This window comes from Pseudomonas paraglycinae (assembly GCF_021601625.1).
Taxonomy (GTDB): Bacteria; Pseudomonadota; Gammaproteobacteria; order Pseudomonadales; family Pseudomonadaceae; genus Aquipseudomonas; species Aquipseudomonas paraglycinae.
This window is the reverse complement of record NZ_BQHR01000011.1, coordinates 158,684-180,530: the sequence shown is the minus strand read 5'-3', so window position 1 is coordinate 180,530 and position 21,847 is coordinate 158,684. Positions and strand designations below refer to the sequence as shown.

The 21,847-nt window shown below is 61.0% G+C and carries 18 protein-coding genes; 14 read left to right on the top strand and 4 right to left on the bottom strand.

Annotation, left to right across the window (positions count from 1 at the left end; all coding sequences use genetic code 11):
• Nucleotides 1–92: 92 nt before the first annotated feature.
• Together L6D82_RS18115 and L6D82_RS18110 are read right to left on the bottom strand one after the other, a co-directional pair.
• Complete coding sequence (locus tag L6D82_RS18115; protein WP_085610473.1) at nt 93–956, bottom strand: LysR family transcriptional regulator; 864 nt, start codon at nt 954–956, stop codon at nt 93–95.
• Nucleotides 957–1,016: 60 nt separating this feature from the next.
• Nucleotides 1,017–2,735, bottom strand: coding sequence for a hydrogenase maturation protein (locus L6D82_RS18110; RefSeq protein WP_134022384.1), 1,719 nt, complete (start codon nt 2,733–2,735; stop codon nt 1,017–1,019).
• A 298-nt stretch (nt 2,736–3,033) separates the two neighbouring features.
• Here L6D82_RS18110 and L6D82_RS18105 point away from each other — a divergent pair, with 298 nt between their 5' ends.
• The 13 genes from L6D82_RS18105 to L6D82_RS18045 all read left to right on the top strand — a co-directional run bounded on the left by L6D82_RS18105 (nt 3,034) and on the right by L6D82_RS18045 (nt 19,407).
• Entirely contained in the window at nt 3,034–3,540 is a 507-nt protein-coding gene (locus L6D82_RS18105; protein WP_011334510.1) for a sigma-70 family RNA polymerase sigma factor, read from the top strand.
• Complete coding sequence (locus tag L6D82_RS18100; protein WP_085745476.1) at nt 3,537–4,484, top strand: FecR domain-containing protein; 948 nt, start codon at nt 3,537–3,539, stop codon at nt 4,482–4,484. Before L6D82_RS18105 ends, L6D82_RS18100 begins: the two co-directional genes overlap by 4 nt.
• Before the next feature lie 91 nt (nt 4,485–4,575).
• Complete coding sequence (locus tag L6D82_RS18095; RefSeq protein ID WP_236190733.1) at nt 4,576–7,500, top strand: TonB-dependent receptor; 2,925 nt, start codon at nt 4,576–4,578, stop codon at nt 7,498–7,500.
• 254 nt (nt 7,501–7,754) lie between these two features.
• On the top strand, nt 7,755–8,246 hold the full coding sequence (locus L6D82_RS18090; RefSeq protein WP_236190848.1) for an antitoxin Xre/MbcA/ParS toxin-binding domain-containing protein: 492 nt from the start codon (nt 7,755–7,757) through the stop codon (nt 8,244–8,246).
• Nucleotides 8,243–8,746 carry an RES family NAD+ phosphorylase gene (locus tag L6D82_RS18085; protein WP_236190724.1) on the top strand — a complete coding sequence of 168 codons (504 nt, stop codon included), beginning with the start codon at nt 8,243–8,245 and terminating at the stop codon, nt 8,744–8,746. Before L6D82_RS18090 ends, L6D82_RS18085 begins: the two co-directional genes overlap by 4 nt.
• 118 nt (nt 8,747–8,864) lie before the next feature.
• The gene (locus tag L6D82_RS18080) at nt 8,865–11,519 is read left to right on the top strand and encodes a TonB-dependent receptor (RefSeq protein WP_236190722.1); all 2,655 of its coding nucleotides are present in this window, start codon (nt 8,865–8,867) and stop codon (nt 11,517–11,519) included.
• 114 nt (nt 11,520–11,633) lie between these two features.
• Nucleotides 11,634–13,484, top strand: coding sequence for an extracellular solute-binding protein (locus L6D82_RS18075; protein WP_236190720.1), 1,851 nt, complete (start codon nt 11,634–11,636; stop codon nt 13,482–13,484).
• Nucleotides 13,471–14,535 (top strand): microcin C ABC transporter permease YejB, encoded by a 1,065-nt coding sequence (locus L6D82_RS18070; protein WP_236190718.1) that lies wholly within the window; start codon nt 13,471–13,473, stop codon nt 14,533–14,535. Before L6D82_RS18075 ends, L6D82_RS18070 begins: the two co-directional genes overlap by 14 nt.
• Nucleotides 14,535–15,557, top strand: coding sequence for an ABC transporter permease (locus L6D82_RS18065; protein ID WP_085745482.1), 1,023 nt, complete (start codon nt 14,535–14,537; stop codon nt 15,555–15,557). Before L6D82_RS18070 ends, L6D82_RS18065 begins: the two co-directional genes overlap by 1 nt.
• A gap of 1 nt (nt 15,558) precedes the next feature.
• On the top strand, nt 15,559–17,193 hold the full coding sequence (locus L6D82_RS18060; protein WP_102687617.1) for an ABC transporter ATP-binding protein: 1,635 nt from the start codon (nt 15,559–15,561) through the stop codon (nt 17,191–17,193).
• A 34-nt stretch (nt 17,194–17,227) separates the two neighbouring features.
• Complete coding sequence (locus tag L6D82_RS18055; protein ID WP_102687618.1) at nt 17,228–17,755, top strand: PAAR domain-containing protein; 528 nt, start codon at nt 17,228–17,230, stop codon at nt 17,753–17,755.
• A 12-nt stretch (nt 17,756–17,767) separates the two neighbouring features.
• A complete protein-coding gene (locus tag L6D82_RS18050) occupies nt 17,768–18,805 on the top strand; it encodes a hypothetical protein (RefSeq protein WP_102687619.1) in 1,038 nt (345 codons plus the stop codon).
• Nucleotides 18,806–18,807: 2 nt separating this feature from the next.
• On the top strand, nt 18,808–19,407 hold the full coding sequence (locus tag L6D82_RS18045) for a hypothetical protein (RefSeq protein WP_102687620.1): 600 nt from the start codon (nt 18,808–18,810) through the stop codon (nt 19,405–19,407).
• Between the two features lie 74 nt (nt 19,408–19,481).
• On the opposite strand, the gene L6D82_RS18040 is transcribed toward L6D82_RS18045, so the two are convergent.
• Nucleotides 19,482–19,799, bottom strand: a complete 318-nt coding sequence (locus L6D82_RS18040) for an SCP2 sterol-binding domain-containing protein (protein WP_007959502.1) — start codon at nt 19,797–19,799, stop codon at nt 19,482–19,484.
• A 48-nt stretch (nt 19,800–19,847) separates the two neighbouring features.
• On the bottom strand, nt 19,848–20,558 hold the full coding sequence (locus tag L6D82_RS18035; protein WP_085745484.1) for a histidine phosphatase family protein: 711 nt from the start codon (nt 20,556–20,558) through the stop codon (nt 19,848–19,850).
• Nucleotides 20,559–20,765: 207 nt separating this feature from the next.
• On the opposite strand from L6D82_RS18035, the gene sohB reads away from it, so the two are divergent.
• Nucleotides 20,766–21,788: a protease SohB gene (gene sohB, locus L6D82_RS18030; protein ID WP_102687622.1), complete on the top strand. Its 1,023-nt coding sequence runs from the start codon at nt 20,766–20,768 to the stop codon at nt 21,786–21,788.
• Nucleotides 21,789–21,847 lie beyond the last annotated feature (59 nt).

The window sequence follows — 21,847 nt, the reverse complement described above, 5'->3', positions numbered from 1 at the left end:
ATTGTCGTTATCCCGGCAGCGTAGCCGATCCCGCCGTTTGTGCAGGGGCAACCTTCAGGTCACAAGTGCCATGCTCCGGTGCATAGCGGCCGTCAGCTCAACGGGTTCCAGCGCTGCGACCAGTCGTCATCGGCCCTGATCACTTCGCGCAGCAGATCGAACGCCTGTTGCAGGATCGCCGAGTCGCGGTCACGGGAGTAGACGAGGTAGGTCGGGTAGCCGAATTCCGGGGCTTTGGTCACCGGCTCCAGCGCGCCGCTTTCCAGATAGGTGCGCACGACCCGGGTCCGGAAATAGCCGCTGCCGCCGTTCTCGAGGATGTATTGCAGGGCCAGCGGGCCGAGGTTGAAGCTCAGCGCAGCCTTGGCTTTTTCCGGCAGGGCTGCGTCGTGCTGGCGGCGGAAGTCCGGGCCCCAGTCGATGTACACGTAAGGGGCAGGGCGGCCCGGCGTGGTCACCAGAATCAGTTTCTCTTCCAGCACCTGCTCGACCTGCAGTCCTGGCCAGTATTCCGGTTGATAGACCAGCGCGGCATCGAGTACGCCCAGTTCGAGCTGGCGCAGCAGGTTTTCGCCGTCGCGGATGTCCATGCGCAAGGCGTGGCCGGGGATTTTCTCTCGCAGCTCGGCAGCCCAACTGAGCATCAATGGGTTGCACAGGCTGACCTCGCCGCCGATGTGCAGCACGTTGTGATAGCCCTCGGGCAAGGGCAGGTCGCGGCGCGCCGCTTCCCAGGTCTGCACCAGTTGATTGGCGTAGACCACGAAGGCCTCGCCGTTGGCGGTCAGCCGCGCACCGGCACGGTTGCGCACGAACAGCGTGCTGCCCAACTGGCTTTCGAGTTTCTGGACCCGGGCGGTGATTGCAGTCTGCGTGACGAACAGCTTTTCCGCCGCCGCGGCGAGGCTGCCGTGGCGGACGATTTCCAGAAAGGTGCGGGCGAGATCGATGTCCATGGGCGGGCCGGTGGTTGAGGTGCGCGCATTGTACGGGCAGCCCCGGGACCGCGTCATCGTTCAGTCAGCCACTTCGACTTCACGCACCCGAGCCCATTCCTCCACCAACCGCGCCGGCGTACAGCAGGTCTTGCGTTTGTAGACGAAGTTGCGGCACTTCTCGGCGAACTGATTGCGGTTGTACAGCATGTCTTCCTGCATCTCTTGCAGCTCCGCCTCGCGGCATTGGCGGATCAGCACATGATCGACCCGCAACTTACGCTCCCGCACCGCTGCATAGGTCGGATCGCTCAGCACACTGTTGGCCCGTTGCAGCAGCCACAGCGAGAACTCGTCCGGGCAGCGCGGGCCGATTTCCTGAACCATGCCCAGTTGCAGCGCCTGCGCAGCGCTGACCGGCAGGCAGGCCTGGGTCAATTGTTCCGCCATCGCCGGGCCGACGGCGCGGGGCAGGCTGTAAGTCCAGTATTCCGAGCCGTACAGGCCCATGCTCTTGTAATGCGGGTTGAGCACGATGTCAGCACGGGCGAACACGATGTCAGCCGCCAGGGCGAGCATCACACCGCCGGCGCCAGCATTGCCGGTGACCCCGCTGACCACCAGTTGCCGCGCGCTGAGTAATTCTTCGCACACATCATCGATGGCCTGGATATTGGCCCAGGCTTCGGCACCCGGATCTTCGGCGGCCTGGATCACGTTCAGATGCACGCCATTGGAAAAACTGCCGCGTCCACCCTTGATCAACAGCACCTGAGTGTCGCGTGATTTGGCCCAACGCAGCGCCTCGACCATACGCCGGCATTGCTCGGTGCTCATCGCGCCGTTGTAGAACTCCAGCGTCAACTCGCCGACCCGGCCTGACTCGCGATAACGGATCGGCTGATACGGCTCGTCGCTGAACGGTGCGTTGGCAATCGACCAGTCCAGCACCGGCACGTGCGCCAGTTTTCCGGCCAGCACATGCCGCGCCGGACGCTTGAAGGTTTCTTCGCCCGGTTGCGGTTTGCGTCGCAGCGAGCCGATCCACAGGCTGTGATCACCGGTCGCCACCAACACCGCGTCGTCGTGTACCGCGAGAATCTCGCCGGGCATGCCGGTGCGCTGATCGAGGTGCGCGTCGTACACGTAATACTGCCCGCCGGCGAGGCTGGCAAGTACGCCGGGCTGGCCGTCCGCCGCATCGATGCAGCGCTTGATGAAGCGTGAGCAGTCGTGCCAGCTGAAGGTGCGGTCGTCCTGTTTCATGTTCGGCTGCAAGCGCCCGCGCACTGTCGGATCGTTGTAATCCAGCGCCACCGGCTCGAAGCCGTCGATGAATTTCTCCACCACTTCACGGATGCAACGGATCGCCGCGTCGCTGACCCGACCGTTGTACAGCTCGGATTTGCGCAGCCCCGTTGGCAGGTTGAATTCGCAGGTGGCCCAGACCGGGCCGGCATCCATTTCCTCTACCGCTTGCAGGGCGGTCACGCCCCAGGACGGCAGCTCGCGCATGATCGCCCAGTCCAGTGCGCTGGCACCGCGATCGCCGACGATGCCGGGGTGAATGATCACCACCGGACGCTGCGGATTGCTCCACAGCGCGTGGGGAACGCGATCCTTGAGGAACGGGCAGATCACCAGGTCAGCGCCGCTGTTTTCGATCTGCTCGCACACGGCGGCTTCATCGGTGAACAGCACCACGCTGGGTGAATGCCCGGCCTGACGCAGTTCCAGCCAGGCACGCTGGGTCAGGCCGTTGAACGCCGACGACAGAAGAATGATGTTGAGTGATCGCATGATTGCTCTTCCTTGAAAGGTCAGCCGCAGGCTCCCGGTGAGCCGTCCGTGGCTATCGATGGAGGCTCAAGGTTAGAGACTGGCGTGGCTGGCGCCACTGATCGAGATCAACGTTGTGTCAGCCAATGTTGCCGTGGCGACGACGTGCCTTATTCTCAAAGGTTTGCTGATCCTGATTTTTTATTACTTCAAATGTCTCAGGCGCTATAGCACAGTCGCACCCCTGATCACCGCCGGAAGATCCCGGCGTATCCATGGATTTTCGCAGCGGGTGGAGCCCGTTTTCAGGGAGTAAGGCATGGGGAGTCACAACCCGCATTACCAGGTCATCGGGCAAATGTTCCAAAAGGACTACCGATGGTTGTGCGCAGCGGTCAGCCGTACCCTCGGCTGCCCGCACAGCGCACAGGACATTGCTTCGGAAACTTTTCTTCGGGTCCTGGCGCTGCCCGATCCGCTGGCGATTCGCGAACCCCGCGCGCTGCTGACCACGATTGCCCGGCGGCTGGTCTATGAAGGCTGGCGCCGGCAGGATCTGGAGCGCGCTTACCTGCAAAGCCTGGCACTGGCGCCGGAACCGGTGCATCCGTCGCCCGAGGAACGGGAGTTGGTGATCGAAACGCTGCTGGCGGTGGATCGCTTGCTCAATGGTTTGTCGGCCAAGGCCAAGGCTGCGTTTCTCTATCACCAGCTCGACGGCCTGACCTACAGCGAAATCGGCGAACGCCTCGGCGTGTCCACCAGCCGCGTGCAGCAATACATGGTCGAAGCGTTCAAGCGTTGCTATCAGGCGATGCAGGCATGAGGCCGGACGAAACGCTGATCGACGAAGCCGCGCAATGGATGGCACTGCTGCAATCGGGGCACGTCAGCTTGCAGGAGCGTGCGGCCTTCGACGCCTGGCGCACGGCGGATCCACGGCATCAGCAGATCATCGAGCAAATGGGTGGCGGGCTGAATCTGCTGCGCCATTCGAACCTGCGCGGCTTGCCGCGTGAGAGTGTGCTGCACAGCTTGAATGCACCGTCCAGTCGACGCCGATTCCTCAGTGGCAGTTTGAGTGTGCTCGGTATCGCGGTGCTGGCCGGTTTGCTCGGTCGACGTTATGGCTGGTTGCCCGAGGCTGGCGAGTTGTCGACCGGTACCAGCGAGCGTCGGGAATTCACGCTGGAGGATGGCAGCGCTCTGACCCTCAATGCCCGCAGCCGCGTGGTGCCGCGCTTCAACAATCTCGAACGTTTGCTGGACTTGCGCAGCGGTGAGCTGCTGATCGATGTGGCGAAAAATCTGGCCCGACCGTTTGTGGTCGAAACCGAGCACGGGCGGATGCGTGCGCTCGGGACCAAATTCCTGGTGCAGCGCGGTGACGATTCAACGCGGCTGGTGATGCTGCATTCACAGGTCGAAGTGGTCACCGCCAGCGGCGCGCGGCAAGTGGTGGAGGCCGGCGAAAGTCTGCTGTTCAACAGACAGGAAATCCTCGCGCTGGAACGCAGCAAAGGACAGGAAAGTGCCTGGGTGCAAGGGCGGCTTGAAGTGCGTGATCGCCCTTTGAGCGAAGTCATCGACAGCCTGCGCAGCTACCGTCGCGGCATCCTGCACCTGAGCCCCGAGGTCGCCGGTTTGCGCCTCAGCGGTCTCTATCCGCTGGACGACAGCGACCGCACGCTGCAACTACTGGAGCGTTCGCTGCCGATCCGCGTCACCTGGCACAACCCGTACTGGGTCAGCATCGAAGCACGGTTATAAATCCATAACTTCCCGGTCTATCCGTCCCCCTATAAAAAGCGCCGGCCCGCTGCTCATTCCCTGCAGACGCCTTCAACAGGGAAGCCCCTCGATGTTCTCATTCAAACAACAACAATTGTCCCGCCTGACGCTGGCCATCGTGCTGGCGACGGGCATTGTCCCGGCCACCGTTCTGGCTCAAGACGCTGCCGCTCAGGTGTTTACCTTCGACATTGCCGCCGGGGCTCTCGACGAGGTGCTGCTGGACATCTCGCGGCAGACCGGCATGCCGATTTCCTTCAGTCAGAATCTGGTGCAGGGCAAGCGCAGCAGTGCGGTGCGCGGCGCATTGGGTGGCCGTCAGGCGGTAGAGAAAGCGCTGATCGGCAGCGGTCTGCAAGTCGAGCAGGGCAGCCAGGGCCTGAGCATTCGCCCGGCCGATGCGCCGAGCGCCGCGCCGGTCAAGGCGGCTGCCGTGGCGCCCGCCAGCAGCGCCGATTACCGAATGGAAAAAGTCACCGTCACCGGCTCGCGGATCGCCCGGGCGCAGAGCGATGGTGCGACGCCGGTCAACGTCATCACCCACGAAGAAATGGAAGCGCGCGGCTACAAGAACGTCTTCGACGCCCTCGCCACGCAAACCCAGAACACCGGCATGACCCAGGGCGAAGACTACGGCAACACCTGGCAACCGGCGGCCAGCGCCCTCAACCTGCGTGGCCTCGGTCCCAACCACACGCTGGTGCTGATCAATGGCCGGCGGGTCGCCGATTACCCGACGCCGTACGACGGCAAGGTCAACTTCACCAACCTTGCGAACATTCCGTCGGCGATCATCGACCGCATCGAAGTGCTCAGCAGCGGCGCGTCGGCGATCTACGGTTCGGATGCGATTGCCGGGGTGGTGAACATCATCCTCAAGGACAAAATGAATGGCGTCGACGTCAACCTCAAGGGCGGCACCAGCGAGCGCGGCGGCGGCGACAACCAGCGTTTGCAGATCAGCGGCGGCGGCAGTTGGGGCGACTTCGACGGTTTGTTCGGACTTGAACTGACCAACCGCGATCCGATCTGGGCCGATGATCGCGGCTTCATGCAGAGCGGACCGCTGGCGGATGTCGGCTACCGTCGCGACCTGACCAACAATCGCTATCTGGGGCCAGGTTGCGGCGCCTATCAGGGCACGTTCGACAACAAGCTGTTCAACAGCGGCGGACGTTGCCGCACCGACCAGATGTACAACGATTACTGGACGGTGCAGACGCAAAAGGAAAACTACGACGGCTACACCCGTGGCACCTGGCATTTCAGCGACAGCGGCCAGGTCTTCGCCGATCTGATGTACGGCCTCGATCACATCCAGAACAACACCCGTGGCCCGACCTTCACTTCGCCGGATTTCATCAACCAGAACAGCGGCAATCTGGAGCGTTGGTATCGGCGTTTCGGTGAAGAGGAAATCGGCGGGCGCACGAGCAACAACAGTAAATGGCGCGATACTTCATGGACCGGCACCCTCGGCCTCTCCGACAAGATCGCCGACACCGGGTGGAATTATGAACTGGCGGCCAACCGGTCCGAATACAAGAGCGTGCGCACCACGCGATACACGCCGCTGTCGTCGATCCAGGATTTCTACCTCGGCCCGCAGCTGGGCACCCGCGACGGTTATCCGGTGTTCGCGCCGGATGCCTCGCGCCTCGACCGGCCACTGACGCCGCAGGAATGGGAGCAGTTTCGCGGCAACCTGACCCAGAGCAGCAAGTCGGTTTCCACCAGTTACAACGCGTCGGTCAACGGCGAGTTGTTTGACCTGCCCGCCGGTCCGGTGGGATTCGCCGGGGTACTGGAGGCGGGCAAACAGGAATATCGCATCGACCCGGACGACAGTCTCAACGACGGCAGTTTCTACGGCGTGACTCCTGCGCAAAGCTCCGGCGGTTCGCGCAAGCGTTACGCGGCCGGTGGCGAGTTCAGCATTCCTGTCACCGACACGGTGCTGGCCACAGCGGCAGGGCGCTGGGACCAATACAAATTCAGCGGCCGCACCGAACAACAGAAAACCTACAACCTCGGCCTGGAATGGCGGCCGGTGAACAGCCTTTTGGTGCGCGGCAGCTACGGCACCAGTTTCCGCGCCCCGGACCTGAACTACATCTATCAGTCCGACAGCAACGGCTACTACCCGGCGCAGATCGACTATTACGGTTGCAGCCAGGGCGTGGAGGGCGCCTGTGACCGTGGGCGCGTCGATTACACCCAGAGCGGCACGGCGGATCTGGAATCCGAACGCGGCAAATCCTGGACCTACGGTTTCGTCTGGTCGCCGTCGCGCAATTTCGATTTCTCCACCGATTTCTGGCGAGTGGAGATCGATGACCTGCTGACCACCGTCGACGAAAACCGCCTGTTGCAGCAAGAGAACGAATGCCGCAATGGCACCCAGGACATCAACTCGGCCAACTGCCAGTCGACCCTGGCACGCGTCGATCGCAATCCCGGCAATGCCGCCGTCGATCCCAATCAGTTGCAGCGGGTGCGGGTGAACGCGATCAACGCCGCCAGCGAACGGGTCAGCGGTCTGGACTTCAAGAGCAACATCCGCTGGGGCGCCGGGCAGTACGGCGCGTTCAGTTCGGCGCTGGGCTACACCCTGGTGCTCTCGCATTACTACAAGGAATCGGACGAAGCACCGACCCAGGACTGGCGCACCTCGCGCACCAACTACGACTGGCGCAGCAAGGTCAACGCCAGCCTGACCTGGGATTACCAGAAGGCCACGGCAACGCTGATGGGGATTCGTTACGGCTCGGTCACCAACGGCGCGGGCGACGGGCGCCTGTCGCCGTGGACGGTGTTCAACGCCAGTGCACGGTACAAACTCAACGACCGGGCGAGTGTCGGGCTGACCGTGAACAACGTGCTCAATCAGGTCAAGCATGACGACTCGGCGGGCTGGCCGTATTACCCGACCGGCAACTACGACCCGTACGGGCGCCAGTGGTGGCTGGATGTGAGTTATCACTTCGGCAGTTGAGGACGGAATGGCGTCAGGCAGCGTCCTACGGAAGTTGCCGGACTTTGGGCGAAAACGGGGATATTTCCGACGAATTTTTAAGGTTGGCCGTCGGAAGCGTGATCTATAGCATCGGCGATGACATTGAAGTCGTTAACGGCCTTATCACTCAGGCCTCTGATAATGGATTGATCATGCGAACTGCACACCTCGAATACGAAACGCCTGCTTATTCCGCTCGCCATCAGTGGCGCGATGATCGTGCCAGGTGCCCCATGGAGGATGTCGCCTTGCCCAGCGCAAAAATGCCCCGGTTGGCGGGTTTGAAGAAAGTCGAGGGCAAGCCTGTCGAATTGCTCGTGCATGGCCGGAACATCGGTGATGACTCCCTGCTGATTATTCAGCTTACCGATGAGGGTTTCGAGCTGAACGACGTCGTCGACATGCTTTCAACCTCCGAGCTTTATCAGCAAGGCGACATGGTCAAACTCATCACTGGCAAGTCGGTCAGAACGGTAAGGCGGCTGCTGAAGGAAGGCAAACCGGTACGGCTTGACCCGCAGCAGAGTGTCATCGCCTACCAATATGCATTGGTGCTGGAGTTAGCCATTCGGGCCTTCGGGGGGCAACCACGGGCGGAGGACTGGCTGCAGAAACCCTCTACCTATTTTTACGGTCATGTGCCGCTGGAATTGACCCTGCATCCATTGGGTTTTCAGATGGTGGAGCAGTATCTGAGTCAGCTTATCTACGGGGTTTACCCATGAACCCATTGCCGTGGGACGAGCATTGGTATGCGTGGCGGCTGGATCGCGAGGTTTATGGAGGGACGTGGGACAGCGGGATGGGGTCAAAGCTCAGAGGCGGTCGATGGAACATACCAGGACGACGCGTCGTCTACGCATCCGTCGATCCTTCCTCGGCCATTCTTGAGGTGGCAGCCAACCGCAGTTTTGATGCCCTGGACAGCGAACCTTATGTATTGACGTGCTTTGAGGTCATCAGCGACGCGAAGGTGAAAATCGTGCAGCCCGAAGAAGTGCCGAACCCTTACTGGGTGAGCCCTGCACGGCCGTCACCCAATCAGCGATTGTTTGCCGACGCTTTACTGGCTGAACATCCGTTTGTACTGATTCCCTCGGCGGCAACCCGGCATTCGTGGAACTTGCTGGTGAGTTGTGACCTGGCAGAGGGGCAGTTCAAGATGGTCTCGCAGGAGCGGTTCAGCCTTGATACCCGACTGGTCAGGGAAATGGCGTTGGTCTGATGCAGCGTCATGCTGCATTTTGCATAACCTCAGCACCCAACGGTCTAAATCGCGCTCTATAAATCAACATCCGCCATCGCACATCCCTGCATAAACCAAAACGCAGGGATGGCTGTTCATGATCCATTTTTCACCCGTTAAATCCCCTTTGAGCCTGGCCTTGCTGCTGGCGATCAACACGTTGCCGGCCATCGCTGCCGACAGCACGGCCAACGAGCCGACCACCCAACTGCAACGGGTCGAAGTCACCGGCACCGCGATTCGCCGGGTCGATGCCGAAACCGCCGTGCCGGTCACCATCCTTCGCGTCGAGGAGTTGCAGAAGCAGGGCGTGACCACCACTGAAGAGCTGGTCAATCGCATCTCGGCCAACCAGTCTTCGGTAGGCTCCGGGCGCTCGGTGGGGTCGAGCAGCGGCGGGGCGTCTTACGCTGACCTGCGCGGGATCGGCCCGAACAAGACCCTGGTGCTGCTCAACGGTCGGCGTCTGAGCAACAACGCGACCAATGCGATCAACGGCTCCGGCGTCGATCTCAACACCATTCCGTTCGCCGCCATCGACCGGGTGGAAGTGCTGCGCGACGGCGCCTCGGCGCTGTACGGTACCGATGCCATCGGCGGGGTGATCAACTTCATCACCAAGACCAGCCTCACCGAAGGTCAGATCAGCACCAATTACGACACCCCGACCCATTCCGGTGGCGGTGAAAGCCGCAACTTCAGCGGCAGCTGGGGTTTTGGTGATTTGCAGGACGATCGCTTCAACGTTTTCGGCGTGGTGAGCTACGACAAGCAGAATCGCCTGGCCGCCGACGATCGTGGTTACACCTATAACTACCAGCCGGGGCGCGGCCTCGATTACACCTCCGGCACGGCGTCGCCCGCCAACTGGAGCCAGGGTAGCAACGCCACCAACCCATTGGCCGGTTCCGGTTGCAATGCGCCGGGGCTGCTGTCGCGCAATGGTATCTGCCGCCAGAGCCTGTGGAACTACCTCGATCTGGTGCCGGAAACCGAGAAGACCTCGGCCTTCGCCAAAGCCACCGGCAAGCTGTCGGACGATCACAACGTCAGCCTCGAATACTTCTGGGCGCGCAACGAAAACCGAACGCAGATCGGGCCCGGCACTTTGATGGGCAATCAGGTCAATCCTGGCACCGCGTTCTATCCGGGGAACGGCATTACGCCCGGCCCGAGCGGTTTTGCCCTCGACCCGACGCAGCCAGTGGACGTGAACTGGCGTGAAACCGCCGTCGGTGCCCGTCAGCATGAAGATGACAACACCGGTCAGCGTCTGCTGTTGAGCTTCGACGGCACGCTGGTGGGGTGGGATTACAACCTCGGCGCGTCGTACAACCAGAACAAGGTGGTCAACACGATTCGCAGTGGTTATGTGAACGACCGCGCCGTCAGCCAGGGTATTGCCGACGGTGTGATCAACCCGTTCGGTCCGCAGACCGCTGCCGGTTCGGCCTTGTTGGCAGCCAACAGTGTGGACGGTGATTACTCGACGGCGGTGGGCCGGGTCAAGGCGATTGACGGGCGTATCAGCCGCGAGATCGGCGACTGGTTCGGTGCAGGGCCTTCGGCACTGGCGCTGGGCGGTGAGTACCGCAAGGAAGACTTCCATCAGGATTTCGCCGCGTTTGCCGGCGACGTGCAGAGCCTGGGTGTGGATCCCAACGGCAGTGTGCAAGGGGATCGTAGCGTCTCGGCGCAGTACGCCGAAGTCAACGTGCCGGTGCTCGACAGTCTTGAATTGTCCGCCGCCGTGCGCCACGATAAATACAGCGACTTCGGCAGCACCACCAATCCGAAATATTCGTTCCGCTTCCAGCCGTTCAAGGAGCTGGTGGTGCGTGGTGCCTACAGTGAAGGCTTCCGTGCGCCGTCGCTTTATGAGTTGTACAACCCGACGTTCACCTCGTTCACCAATGCCAACTACAACGACCCGCGCCTTTGCGCCGGTGGCAACCCGAGTAACGGCGGCATTGCCAACCGCGACTGTGCCCAGCAGTTCAACCGTACCTCCGGCGGCAACACCGATTTGAGCCCGGAAACCGCACGCAACGTCACCCTCGGTTTCGTTTATCAGCCATTTGATCGCCTGACCACCGGGCTGGATTTCTGGTGGATCGACATCGCCAACCAGATCGCCGAATTCCCCGAATCGGCGGTGTTCGAGAACCCGGAGCTGTACCCGGGGCGTTTGATCCGCAAGCCTGATGGCTCCATCGATCACATCGTCACTGGCCTGGCCAACCTCGGCAAGATCAAGACCAACGGCGTCGACGTGAGTTTCGACTACCGCCTGCCGAGCACCCCGTACGGCGATTTCGGCATTGGTCTGCAAGGCACTTACGTCACCCGTTACGACTATCAGCAGCAGCTCAAGGGCGATTACATCGACAAGCTCGGCGACTTTCGCGGCGGCGACTTTGCCTCGGCCGGCGCCGTGGCCCGCTGGCGTCACAGCCTGACCGGCAGCTGGAACTACGGCCCGCTCGGCGCGAGCCTGACCAACCGCTACACCAGCGGTTACCACGACTCGGATCGCGAGACCCACGATTACGTCGGTTCGTACAACGTCTGGGACGTGGCCGGCACCTACACCTGGCGCAAGACCCTGGCGGTGACGCTCGGGGTGAAAAACCTGTTCGACCGCGAACCACCATTCAGCAACCAGACCTACACGTTCCAGAGCGGTTACGACCCGAAATACGGCGACCCGTTTGGCCGCACGCTGTATACGCGGGTCAATTACAAGTTCTGAGAATGATCGGTCAGGGCGGGTTTTAGTAACACATCGTTCTAAACCCCGCCCTATAAAAAGTCCCGGCCTGTTGCACATCACAGTCAGGCAGGCACGTGGTGAAAGGATCTGCCCATGTTTTCCAGAGTCATTCTGTTCAGCGTCGGTCTGTTGCTGAGCCCGGCGCTGTTTGCCGCGCCACAACACGCCCTCACGGTCTACGGCGAAGCCCCGAAATACGCCCCGGACTTCCAGCACCTGGCCTACGCCAATCCCGACGCGCCCAAGGGTGGGACCTTGCGCCGCTCTTCGCTGGAGAGCGGCCCGTTCGATCACCTGATTCCCTACATCGACAAAGGCACCGGCGTTGCCGACATCGACGGCTGGCTCTATGCGCCGCTGGCTTATCGCAGCAAGGACGAGCCTTACAGCGTCTACGGTCTGGTCGCGCAACGGATGGAGCTGGACGCGGACCGGCGCTGGCTGCGTTTTTACCTGAATCCCAAGGCTCGGTTCGAGGACAGCACGCCGATCACCGCCGAAGACGTGCGCTACACCTTCGAGCTGTTCACCACTCAGGGCAGCCTCAAGTATCGCCAGCAATTTCGCGATGTCGCCGAGGTGCAGGTCGAGTCGCCGACCCAGGTGCGTTTCGTGTTCAAGAACAACGAGAGCCGTACCTTGCCGCTGGATCTGGCGACGTTGCCGGTGTTGCCCGAGCATTGGTGGCGTACACGCAATTTCGCCGATGGCGCAGGCTTCGAGATTCCACCGGGCAGCGGACCGTACAAGATCAGCGCGGTGGACGCCGGGCGCAGCGTGAAATTCCAGCGGATCAAGGACTGGTGGGCCAGGGATCTGCCGATCACTCGCGGGCTCTACAACTTCGATCAGTTGAGCGTGGAGTTTTTTGCCGACACCGATGTGTCGCGACAGGTGCTCAAGGCCGGCGGCTTCGATTACAACCGCGAGTTCTCTGCCACCAGTTACACCATCGGTTACGCTGGCGCGGCGCTGGAGCAGGGCAAGTTGCTGCGCGAACACCTCGCACCCGGCGCCGCGCAAGGTGCCCAGGGGTTTGCGTTCAATCTGCAGAAGCCGATGTTTCAGGATCGTCGGGTGCGGCAGGCGATTGCCATGCTCTGGGATTTCGAATGGAGCAACCGGCAGATGATGCGCAGCATGTACCTGCGTCAGCGCAGCTTCTTTTCCCACAGCGCGTTGTCGGCCACCGAACTGCCGGATGCCGAAGAACTGAAAATCCTCGAACCGTGGCGCGGCAAGATTCCCGATGAAGTCTTCAGCCAGGTGTTCGAGGCGCCGCGCACCGACGGCAGCGGCAACATCCGAGCGCAGCAGTTGCAGGCCCTGAAATTGCTGGAGTCCGCCGGCTGGAAACCCCGTGGCGATCAATTGGTGAATGCCGCCGGCGAGCCGTTGCAATTCACTTTTCTCAACGGTCAGAAGGGCTTCGAGCGTCTGCTGCTGCCGTTCAAGCGCAATCTGGCGCAGATCGGCATCGGCTTCGATATTCGTCAGGTCGACACCGCTCAATACACCAACCGCGTACGCAGCCGCGACTACGACATGATCGTCGTCGGTTACCCGGTGAGTCAGGCGCCGGGGCGCGAGCTGTTCAATTATTTCGGTTCCGACGGCGCCGATGATCCTGGCTCCAACAACTACATGGTGCTGCGCGATCCGGCGGTGGATGCGCTGCTCGAAGGCGTGGTCCAGGCCGACAACCGTGAAAGTCTGCTGCGCCACGCCCATGCCCTGGATCGGGTGTTGCAGTGGGGCTACTACTGGATTCCCAACTATTACCCGCCGGGGATTTCCACGGTGTGGTGGAACCGTTTCGGTCGCCCGACGATTGCGCCGCTGTACGACGCCGGCCTCGACACCTGGTGGGAAATCAGCCCGACCGCGCTGACCGCGACGCAAATGCAGCAACAGCAAAAGGAGTACGCCCATGTGGGGTTATAGCCTGCGGCGTCTGCTGCTGATCGTGCCAACCTTGCTGGCGATTCTGCTGGTGAACTTCGTGATCGTGCAGGCCGCGCCCGGTGGCCCGGTCGAGCAGGCTATCGCCCGATTGCAGGGGATCGGTGTCGGTGCGGCGGTGGGTGCCAGCCATGTCGAAAGCATTGGCGGCGAGTCCCGCGCGACCCGTGGCCTGGACCCGAAACTGGTGGCCGAGATCGAGCGTCAGTACGGTTTCGACAAAAGTGCCGGTGAGCGCTTGTGGCTGATGCTCAAGAGCTACGCGCGACTGGATTTCGGCAAGAGTTTCTTCCGGGGCGCGTCGGTGACCGAGCTGATCTGGCAGAAGCTGCGGGTGACCCTGTCGCTGGGTTTGTGGGCGACGCTGATCACTTATCTGGTGTCGATTCCGCTGGGCATCCGCAAGGCGGTGCACAACGGCTCGGCGTTCGATGTCTGGAGCAGTGCGGCGATCATCATCGGCTACGCGATGCCGGGTTTTTTGTTTGCGCTGCTGCTGATCGTGGTGTTCGCCGGCGGTACGGCGCTGGACTGGTTTCCGGTGCGCGGGCTGGTCTCGGACAACTTCGCCGAGCTGTCGCTGTGGGGCAAGGTCGCCGATTACTTCTGGCATCTGGTGTTGCCGGTCAGTGCGCTGGTGATCGGCGGTTTTGCGACGCTGACGATCCTGACCAAGAACAGCTTCCTCAACGAGATCTCGCGGCTGTACGTAGTCACGGCCCGGGCCAAGGGCCTGAGTGAACGACAGGTGTTGTACGGGCATGTGTTTCGCAACGCGATGCTGCTGGTGGTGGCCGGATTGCCTCAGGCGTTGGTCACGGTGTTTTTCGGCGGCTCATTGTTGATCGAAGTGATCTTCTCCCTCGACGGGCTCGGCCGCCTGAGCTACGAAGCGGCGGTGTCACGGGATTACCCGGTGGTGTTCGGCTCGCTGTTCATCTTCACCCTGTTCGGGCTCCTGATAAAACTGCTGGGCGACCTGTGTTACACGCTGGTCGATCCGCGCATCGACTTCACCGCGAGGACTGCCTGATGCCGACGCTTTCTCCAATCGGACAGCGCCGGTGGGCGCGGTTCAAGGCCCATCGGCGCGGCTGGTGGTCGTTATGGCTGTTTCTCGCGCTGTTCGGCCTGAGCCTGGGCGGCGAACTGGTCGCCAATGACAAACCGTTGCTGGTGACGTATCAGGGCGAGTGGTATTTCCCGGCGTTCAAGCGCTACACCGAGCAGGATTTCGGCGGCGAGCTGCCGTTCCAGCCCGACTACCGCAGTGCCCAGGTGCGTGAATTGATCGAGGGGCAGGGCGGACGGATGTGGTTTGCGCCGATCCCGTTCGGCTACGACACGGCTAACTACGACCTCACTGAACCGGCCCCGAGCCCGCCCACCGCTGAAAACTGGCTGGGCACCGACGATCAGGCGCGGGACGTACTGGCGCGGGTGATATTCGGCACGCGGGTCTCGCTGTTGTTCGCCCTGGCGTTGACGGCGGTGAGCGCGTTGATCGGTATCGCCGCCGGTGCCTTGCAGGGCTATTACGGTGGTTGGGTCGACTTGCTCGGGCAGCGTCTGCTGGAGGTCTGGTCGGGGCTGCCGGTGCTCTATCTGCTGATCATTCTGTCGGGCTTCGTCGAGCCGAACTTCTGGTGGTTGCTGGGGATCATGGCCCTGTTTTCGTGGCTGAGTCTGGTGGACGTGGTGCGCGCCGAGTTCCTGCGCAGCCGGGGGCTTGAGTACGTGAAAGCGGCGCGGGCGCTGGGTGTCGGCGATGCACAGGTGATCGTGCGGCACATTCTGCCTAACGCCATGAGTGCGACGTTGACGTATCTGCCGTTCATTCTGACCGGAGCGATTGCGACGTTGTCGGCGCTGGATTTTCTCGGCTTCGGCATGCCCGCCGGCAGCGCTTCGCTGGGCGAGTTGATCGGTCAGGGCAAGAACAATCTGCAAGCACCGTGGTTGGGCCTGACGGCATTTTTTGCCCTGGCGCTGATTCTTTCTCTACTCGTATTCATCGGCGAAGCCTGCCGTGATGCCTTCGACCCCAGGACTTGATATGCGTGAACATCTGATCGAAATACGCGACCTGCGGGTGGCGTTCAAAGGGCAGGAAGTGGTGCACGGCATCGACCTCGACATTTGCCCGGGGGAATGCCTGGCGCTGGTGGGCGAATCGGGTTCCGGCAAGTCAGTGACGGCCCACAGCATTCTGCAACTGCTGGACCCGAACATCACGCAGATCGACGGCAGCATCCGTTATGGCGGCGAAGAGCTGCTGGGTGTGCACGAGCGCTATCTGCGGCAACTGCGCGGCAACCGCATCGCAATGATTTTTCAGGAGCCGATGAGTTCGCTCAACCCGTTGCACAGCATCGAGCGCCAACTCGGCGAAAGCCTGGCGCTGCACAAAGGCCTGGCGGGCGCGGCGGCGCGCAAACGGATTCTGGAACTGTTGGAACTGGTCGGCATTCAACGACCGCGCGAGCGGCTGAAAGCGTATCCGCATCAGCTCTCCGGCGGGCAGCGGCAGCGGGTGATGATCGCCATGGCGTTGGCGTGCGAACCGCAGTTGCTGATTGCCGATGAGCCGACCACGGCTCTCGACGTCACGGTCCAGCGCAGGATTCTGTTGCTGCTCAAGGAACTGCAACAGCGGTTGGGCATGGCGCTGCTGATCATCAGTCACGACCTGAATCTGGTGCGCACCATCGCTCAGCGGGTGGCGGTGATGCGCGCGGGCGAAATCGTTGAGCAGTCAAGCTGCGAGCAATTGTTCCGCGCGCCGCAGCATCCCTACAGCATCGAATTGCTCAACGCCGAACCCGGCGGCGCGGCGCTGTGCCGTGATGCGGCGGAGGATTTGCTCGAAGTTCGCGATCTGCATGTGCGTTTTCCGTTGGGTGGCGGATGGCTGCGGGCCAAGTCGTATCTGCACGCGGTCAATGGCATCGATCTGAACCTGCAGCGGGGCAAGACGCTGGGCATTGTCGGTGAGTCCGGATCGGGTAAATCCACGCTGGGTCAGGCGATCCTGCGCCTGATCGACGCCGACGGCAGCATCCGCTTCAAGGGTGAGTCGCTTGAGCAACTGAGCGGCAAACAATTGCGCCCGTTGCGCAAACGCCTGCAAGTGGTGTTTCAGGACCCGTTTGGTAGCCTTAGCCCGCGCTTGTGTGTGGAGCAGATCATTGCCGAAGGTTTGCAGGTGCACAGTGATTTAAATGCGCAGGCGCGCGAGCAGGCGGTGATCGATGTACTGAAGGAAGTCGGGCTCGATCCGGCGACGCGTCATCGCTATCCCCACGAGTTTTCCGGCGGGCAACGGCAACGCATCGCCATCGCTCGGGCGCTGGTGCTCAAGCCGGATCTGATTTTGCTGGATGAGCCGACCTCGGCGCTGGATCGCACGGTGCAGAAACAAATCGTCGCGCTATTGCGCCGGTTGCAGGAGGAGCACGGGCTGACCTATCTGTTCATCAGTCATGACCTGGCGGTGGTGCGGGCGCTGGCCCACGATCTGATCGTGATGAAGGATGGCGAGGTGGTGGAGCGTGGTGAAACGGCGGGGTTGTTTCATTCGGCTCGGCACCCGTATACGCGGGAGCTGCTGGCTGCATCGTTTGTGACACCTATCACGGCAGAGACGGGCAGGCAGGAGGCCAGCCTTTCGCCCACAGGGCAGATCCGGTAAATTTCGCGGTTCCGCTCATACAAGGATGTAGATGATGGCAAAACCTGCCGCGCGCCTCAGCGATCTCAATGCCTGCCCGATCACTGGACACGGTACCAACCCCAGCACCAGCGGTTCACCCAATGTGAACATCAATGGCATGCCCGTGCTGCGAGTCGGTGATACCACCGCCTGCGGTGACTCGGTCACCGAGGGCATCGGCAACATCCTGATCAATGGCAAGCCAATCGCCTTTCTTGGTAGCGCCACAGCCCATGGTGGAATGATCATTACCGGCTCCGGCGACGTTTTCGTCGGCACGCAGGTCGGTTCCGCGCCTTTCAGCCCGATTGTCACCGTGCCAAAACACAGTGAACGCTTCCAGCTGGTGGACGAAACCACCGGCGAAGCAATTCCCGACATGCTCTATTGCATCGAAACCGGCGATGGACAGCGCCTGGTCGGCCATACCGACAACCATGGCAATGCTGCGAGGGTATTCACTGCCGATCCGACGTCCATTGTTGTTCAGTGGGGCAAGGAAGCGGCCGCCCATCTGGATGCCCTGGGCATCGACTATTAAGGAGGGTGACGCGTGGCTGCACCAAAGAAGAAACAGGCCCAGACCACTGAGCAGCATGCGACGACTCAGGTCACGGGAACGCTGGCCCAGGACTATGTGACGGTGGTGGGGGCTTCCTACATGTCGACGATAGAAAACTGGCGCGGGCAGAAGGGCAATAAAATGCGCTTCATCAATCAAGGCATCCGACAACTGACGAAGTATCCCGAAGGCACACCAAGTTTTTCGAAACAGCGCGTCTTTCTGATTTTCAAGGATGACTACCCGCAAAACCTGCTGGCGGCCTTGAAGCTGGTAGTCGAGCGCGATCATGGCGCGCAATACCGGGAACTGGATTCAATATCCGGCCTAGTGGATTTCATCTTTACCCGGCAACGTCGCGGCAGAGAAATCAAACAGCTCGATTTTTTCTCCCATGGCGTAGTGGGTGCAATCGAGCTGGGATACGAGCTGGATAAGCGTGAAAGTTACCGATTGCGTGATGCCCAGGCAAAAATGTTCAAGCCGGAAGCGTTTGCATACGGTGCAAAGATTCACTCTTATGCCTGTCGCACCGGGCTGGGCATCAACGCCGAGCGTTGGGTGCTCGAGGGCGAAGACCCTCACTATGAACTCAGCCTCGCGCAGATCATGGCTAACGCCACCCGGACAACCGTCATGGCGTTTCCGCGACGCAGCAATTACGACACGACTTATGGCACCAACGCGGAGCGGCAATCGGTGCCCGGCACGCGTCAGCGGATGGCCTCCGACAGGGAGGCGATGGAAAGCTACACCCGCAAGAATATCGAGTATCAACGAAAGCTTGCAGAACACCGCAAGACAGCGAAGAACCCGACGGCTGAGCTTCCAGATGAAAAGGCTCCGCAAAAACCCCTTTCAACGGTTACTGATGAGGAGCGCAAGTTGGTAGCACATGAGGACAGCCGCAGTTTTCACGAGAAAACCGTGGGTTATCCGCTGGATGCGTTGGGTGCGCATCGTGATGTCCGTTCCGGGGATACCCCCACGGGTGTGCCCGCTCACCTTCTTGAGTACAGACCCGCTTGAGCATGCTGCGTCTATCGAGAAAGAACAGCCTCCTGCTCATCTTGCTGGCGGTGTTCATCACTACGGTTTTTTTTTATTACAGCAAGGAAGATCAAATGTCCGCCAGGGTAATGATGTATTACGGCGACTGGAGCCCTGAAGAAACGCGCTTTGACGCGACACGATGGTTCAGCTCGGGAATGTATCGACCGCGTTTGATGGGGACGCCTTCCGCACAGAGTCCTGTCACCATGCTGCGCACCAGTCCTGATCCGTTGAGGGGCATTTCGAATGACGAGTTTCTGACCAAAGTGCTGGTTGCGATGGAGGAGCGTTATCCGAAGGTGGATACAGAGGGGCTGGTTCTCGATACACCTGATCTTCGTCGCCAGATCCGATATGCCTACAGCGCGTTCTCCGAACCGGACAGACCTGTGGACTCTTATTGGTTGTTCGTGACTGTGGGGGGCGACACGTTTGTCATCACGATTGACTGGGATGTCAACGACAAAAAGATGCTGACTGGGTCGATGGCTGAGCATCTGGCTGAAGGAAGTGAAGCGGCCATTGCGTTTCGAGATATTCAGCGAGAGCTGGAAAGAGCGCCGGGTTCAACACGTTGATGGTTAGAGAAATCATCGGTCTCTGGAAGCACGAATCCCGCCAGAGGCGGGATTCGTGAATTGCTTCCGGGCGTTTATGCCGGGAACAGCTCGGACAGCTTCATCGACAGCATCATGTCGCCTTCAACGCGCAGCTTGCCGCCCATGAAAGCCTGCATGCCGTCGGTTTCGCCGCTGACGATACCTTTCAGGGTTTCGCTGTCCAGCACCAGCGTGCAGTTGGCGTCCGGGTTTTCGCCTTCCTGGATGTCGCAGGTGCCGTCTTTGACGATCAGGGCGTATTGCTTGTCTTCGTCAGTGATGTTGAAACCGAAGACCAGATCCAGACCGGCAGCGGCGGCTGGGTTGAACTTGGCTTGCATTGCTTTTACGGCATCAGCTACGGAGGTCATGGTTCGATCCTTTTTGGTTGATTGCAGCAGGGTCACAGTAATCCGGACTCAGCGAAACGTGATGAGTTCCGGGGCCTTCAGCAGTTGCAAATGTGCATGACTGTTGAAGGAAGCCAGAGCCACCTCGCGCCCGCGGAACTTCAGCTGGTTGAGCGAGGTGTTGACGATTTGCCAGTTCAGTTCAAAGGCCTGCCGGGCAGGCATTTGAGTAATGAGGTGGAGCAGGGCGGTGATGGTGCCACCGGAGGTGAACACCGCGATTTTCTGGGTGTTGTCAGCCTGTTCGAGAATCCGCTGCAGCCCGGCCTGTACCCGTTCGACGAAACCCAGCCAGCTTTCCAGCCCCGGTGTGTCGTAGGTGCCGGCGAGCCAGCGCTCGATGATCAGGGCGAAGATGCGCTGGAATTCGCCACGGTTTTGCGCGGCGTTGCGCAGGATTTCCAGTGCTTCGGGCTCTTCCGGCAGCATGGCCGGGAGCAGGGCGCGGATCACGGCGTCGGCGTCGAATTCGTTGAAGGCCGAATCGATTTCCAGTGCCGGAACCGGCAGGCCGGCGGCGGCGAACTGTTCCAGCGCGCTGTTGGCCGTGTGTTGCTGGCGGCGCAGGTCGCCCGACAGGCAGCGGTCGAAGCTGATTCCGAGTTCGGCGAGATGGCGGCCGAGGATTTCCGCCTGGCGTACACCGGTCGGCGACAGGACGTCATAGTCGTCTGCACCGAAGGAGGCCTGGCCATGTCGAATCAAGTAGATGCTGCCCACGTCCGCGTCATCCCGGTACGTTGAAGGTTGTGGCGAGGTTATGGGGATGACGGTGAGCTGTCAATGAAAAAACATACGCTTGTTTGAAATGCCCGTTCCAGCCTTGTTGCCAGAGGTTTCACGGCTGGCCGACCGGCTGGTGCATGGGTATGCTGGAGCCAATTCCCGCGTGTGTTTCATGACCGCGCATCGTTTGAAGGAGTCACTGTGGAGTTTTTCACTGAATACGCCAGTTTCCTGGCCAAGACCGTGACGCTGGTCATCGCCATTCTGGTGGTGCTGGCGAGTTTTGCTGCGTTGCGCAGCAAGGGCCGGCGCAAATCCGCGGGCCAGTTGCAGGTCAGCAAGCTCAACGATTTCTATAAGGGCCTGCGTGAGCGGCTGGAGCAGACCCTGCTCGACAAGGATCAGCTCAAGGCCTTGCGCAAGGGCCAGGCCAAATCCGAGAAGAAACAGAAGAAGAAACCCGACGCCAAACCGCGTGTGTTCGTGCTGGACTTCGACGGCGACATCAAGGCTTCGGCCACCGAAAGCCTGCGCCACGAGATCACCGCGCTGCTGACCCTGGCCACGCCGAAGGACGAAGTGGTCCTGCGTCTGGAAAGCGGCGGCGGCATGGTGCACAGCTACGGCTTGGCCTCGTCGCAACTGGCGCGCGTCCGTGAAGCCGGCGTGCCGTTGACCGTGTGCATCGACAAGGTCGCGGCCAGCGGCGGCTACATGATGGCGTGCATCGGCGAGAAGATCATCAGTGCGCCGTTCGCCATCCTCGGCTCCATCGGCGTGGTGGCGCAGTTGCCCAACGTCAACCGCCTGCTGAAAAAGCATGACATCGATTTCGAAGTGCTGACCGCCGGCGAATACAAACGCACCCTCACTGTATTCGGCGAAAACACCGAGAAGGGCCGGGAGAAATTCCAGGAAGACCTGGACATCACCCACCAGCTGTTCAAGAACTTCGTCGCCCGTTATCGCCCGCAACTGGCGATCGACGAGGTCGCCACCGGCGAAGTCTGGCTGGGCATCGCGGCACTGGAAAATAAACTGGTCGACGAACTCAAGACCAGCGACGAATACCTGGCCGAGCGTGCCAAACAGTCCGAGGTCTATCACCTGCACTACGCCGAGCGTAAGAGCCTGCAGGAGCGCATCGGCATGGCGGCCAGCGGTTCGGTGGATCGCGTGTTGCTGAGCTGGTGGAGCCGGCTGACTCAGCAACGCTTCTGGTAAACACCTCACACGCTCGTGAGCAATCAAACTCGCGGGCGTGCTGCATTTTCAGCGGAAGA

Excerpts from the sequence above, each read along its gene's own strand:
- L6D82_RS18115 (WP_085610473.1), bottom strand. The coding sequence starts at position 956 with ATGGACATCGATCTCGCCCGCACCTTTCTGGAAATCGTCCGCCACGGC.
- L6D82_RS18065 (WP_085745482.1), top strand. The coding sequence starts at position 14,535 with ATGCCGACGCTTTCTCCAATCGGACAGCGCCGGTGGGCGCGGTTCAAG.
- L6D82_RS18045 (WP_102687620.1), top strand. The coding sequence starts at position 18,808 with ATGCTGCGTCTATCGAGAAAGAACAGCCTCCTGCTCATCTTGCTGGCG.
- L6D82_RS18090 (WP_236190848.1), top strand. The coding sequence starts at position 7,755 with ATGGAGGATGTCGCCTTGCCCAGCGCAAAAATGCCCCGGTTGGCGGGT.
- L6D82_RS18095 (WP_236190733.1), top strand. The coding sequence starts at position 4,576 with ATGTTCTCATTCAAACAACAACAATTGTCCCGCCTGACGCTGGCCATC.
- L6D82_RS18110 (WP_134022384.1), bottom strand. The coding sequence starts at position 2,735 with ATGCGATCACTCAACATCATTCTTCTGTCGTCGGCGTTCAACGGCCTG.
- L6D82_RS18040 (WP_007959502.1), bottom strand. The coding sequence starts at position 19,799 with ATGACCTCCGTAGCTGATGCCGTAAAAGCAATGCAAGCCAAGTTCAAC.
- L6D82_RS18055 (WP_102687618.1), top strand. The coding sequence starts at position 17,228 with ATGGCAAAACCTGCCGCGCGCCTCAGCGATCTCAATGCCTGCCCGATC.
- L6D82_RS18080 (WP_236190722.1), top strand. The coding sequence starts at position 8,865 with ATGATCCATTTTTCACCCGTTAAATCCCCTTTGAGCCTGGCCTTGCTG.
- L6D82_RS18105 (WP_011334510.1), top strand. The coding sequence starts at position 3,034 with ATGGGGAGTCACAACCCGCATTACCAGGTCATCGGGCAAATGTTCCAA.
- L6D82_RS18070 (WP_236190718.1), top strand. The coding sequence starts at position 13,471 with ATGTGGGGTTATAGCCTGCGGCGTCTGCTGCTGATCGTGCCAACCTTG.
- L6D82_RS18100 (WP_085745476.1), top strand. The coding sequence starts at position 3,537 with ATGAGGCCGGACGAAACGCTGATCGACGAAGCCGCGCAATGGATGGCA.
- L6D82_RS18085 (WP_236190724.1), top strand. The coding sequence starts at position 8,243 with ATGAACCCATTGCCGTGGGACGAGCATTGGTATGCGTGGCGGCTGGAT.
- L6D82_RS18060 (WP_102687617.1), top strand. The coding sequence starts at position 15,559 with ATGCGTGAACATCTGATCGAAATACGCGACCTGCGGGTGGCGTTCAAA.
- L6D82_RS18075 (WP_236190720.1), top strand. The coding sequence starts at position 11,634 with ATGTTTTCCAGAGTCATTCTGTTCAGCGTCGGTCTGTTGCTGAGCCCG.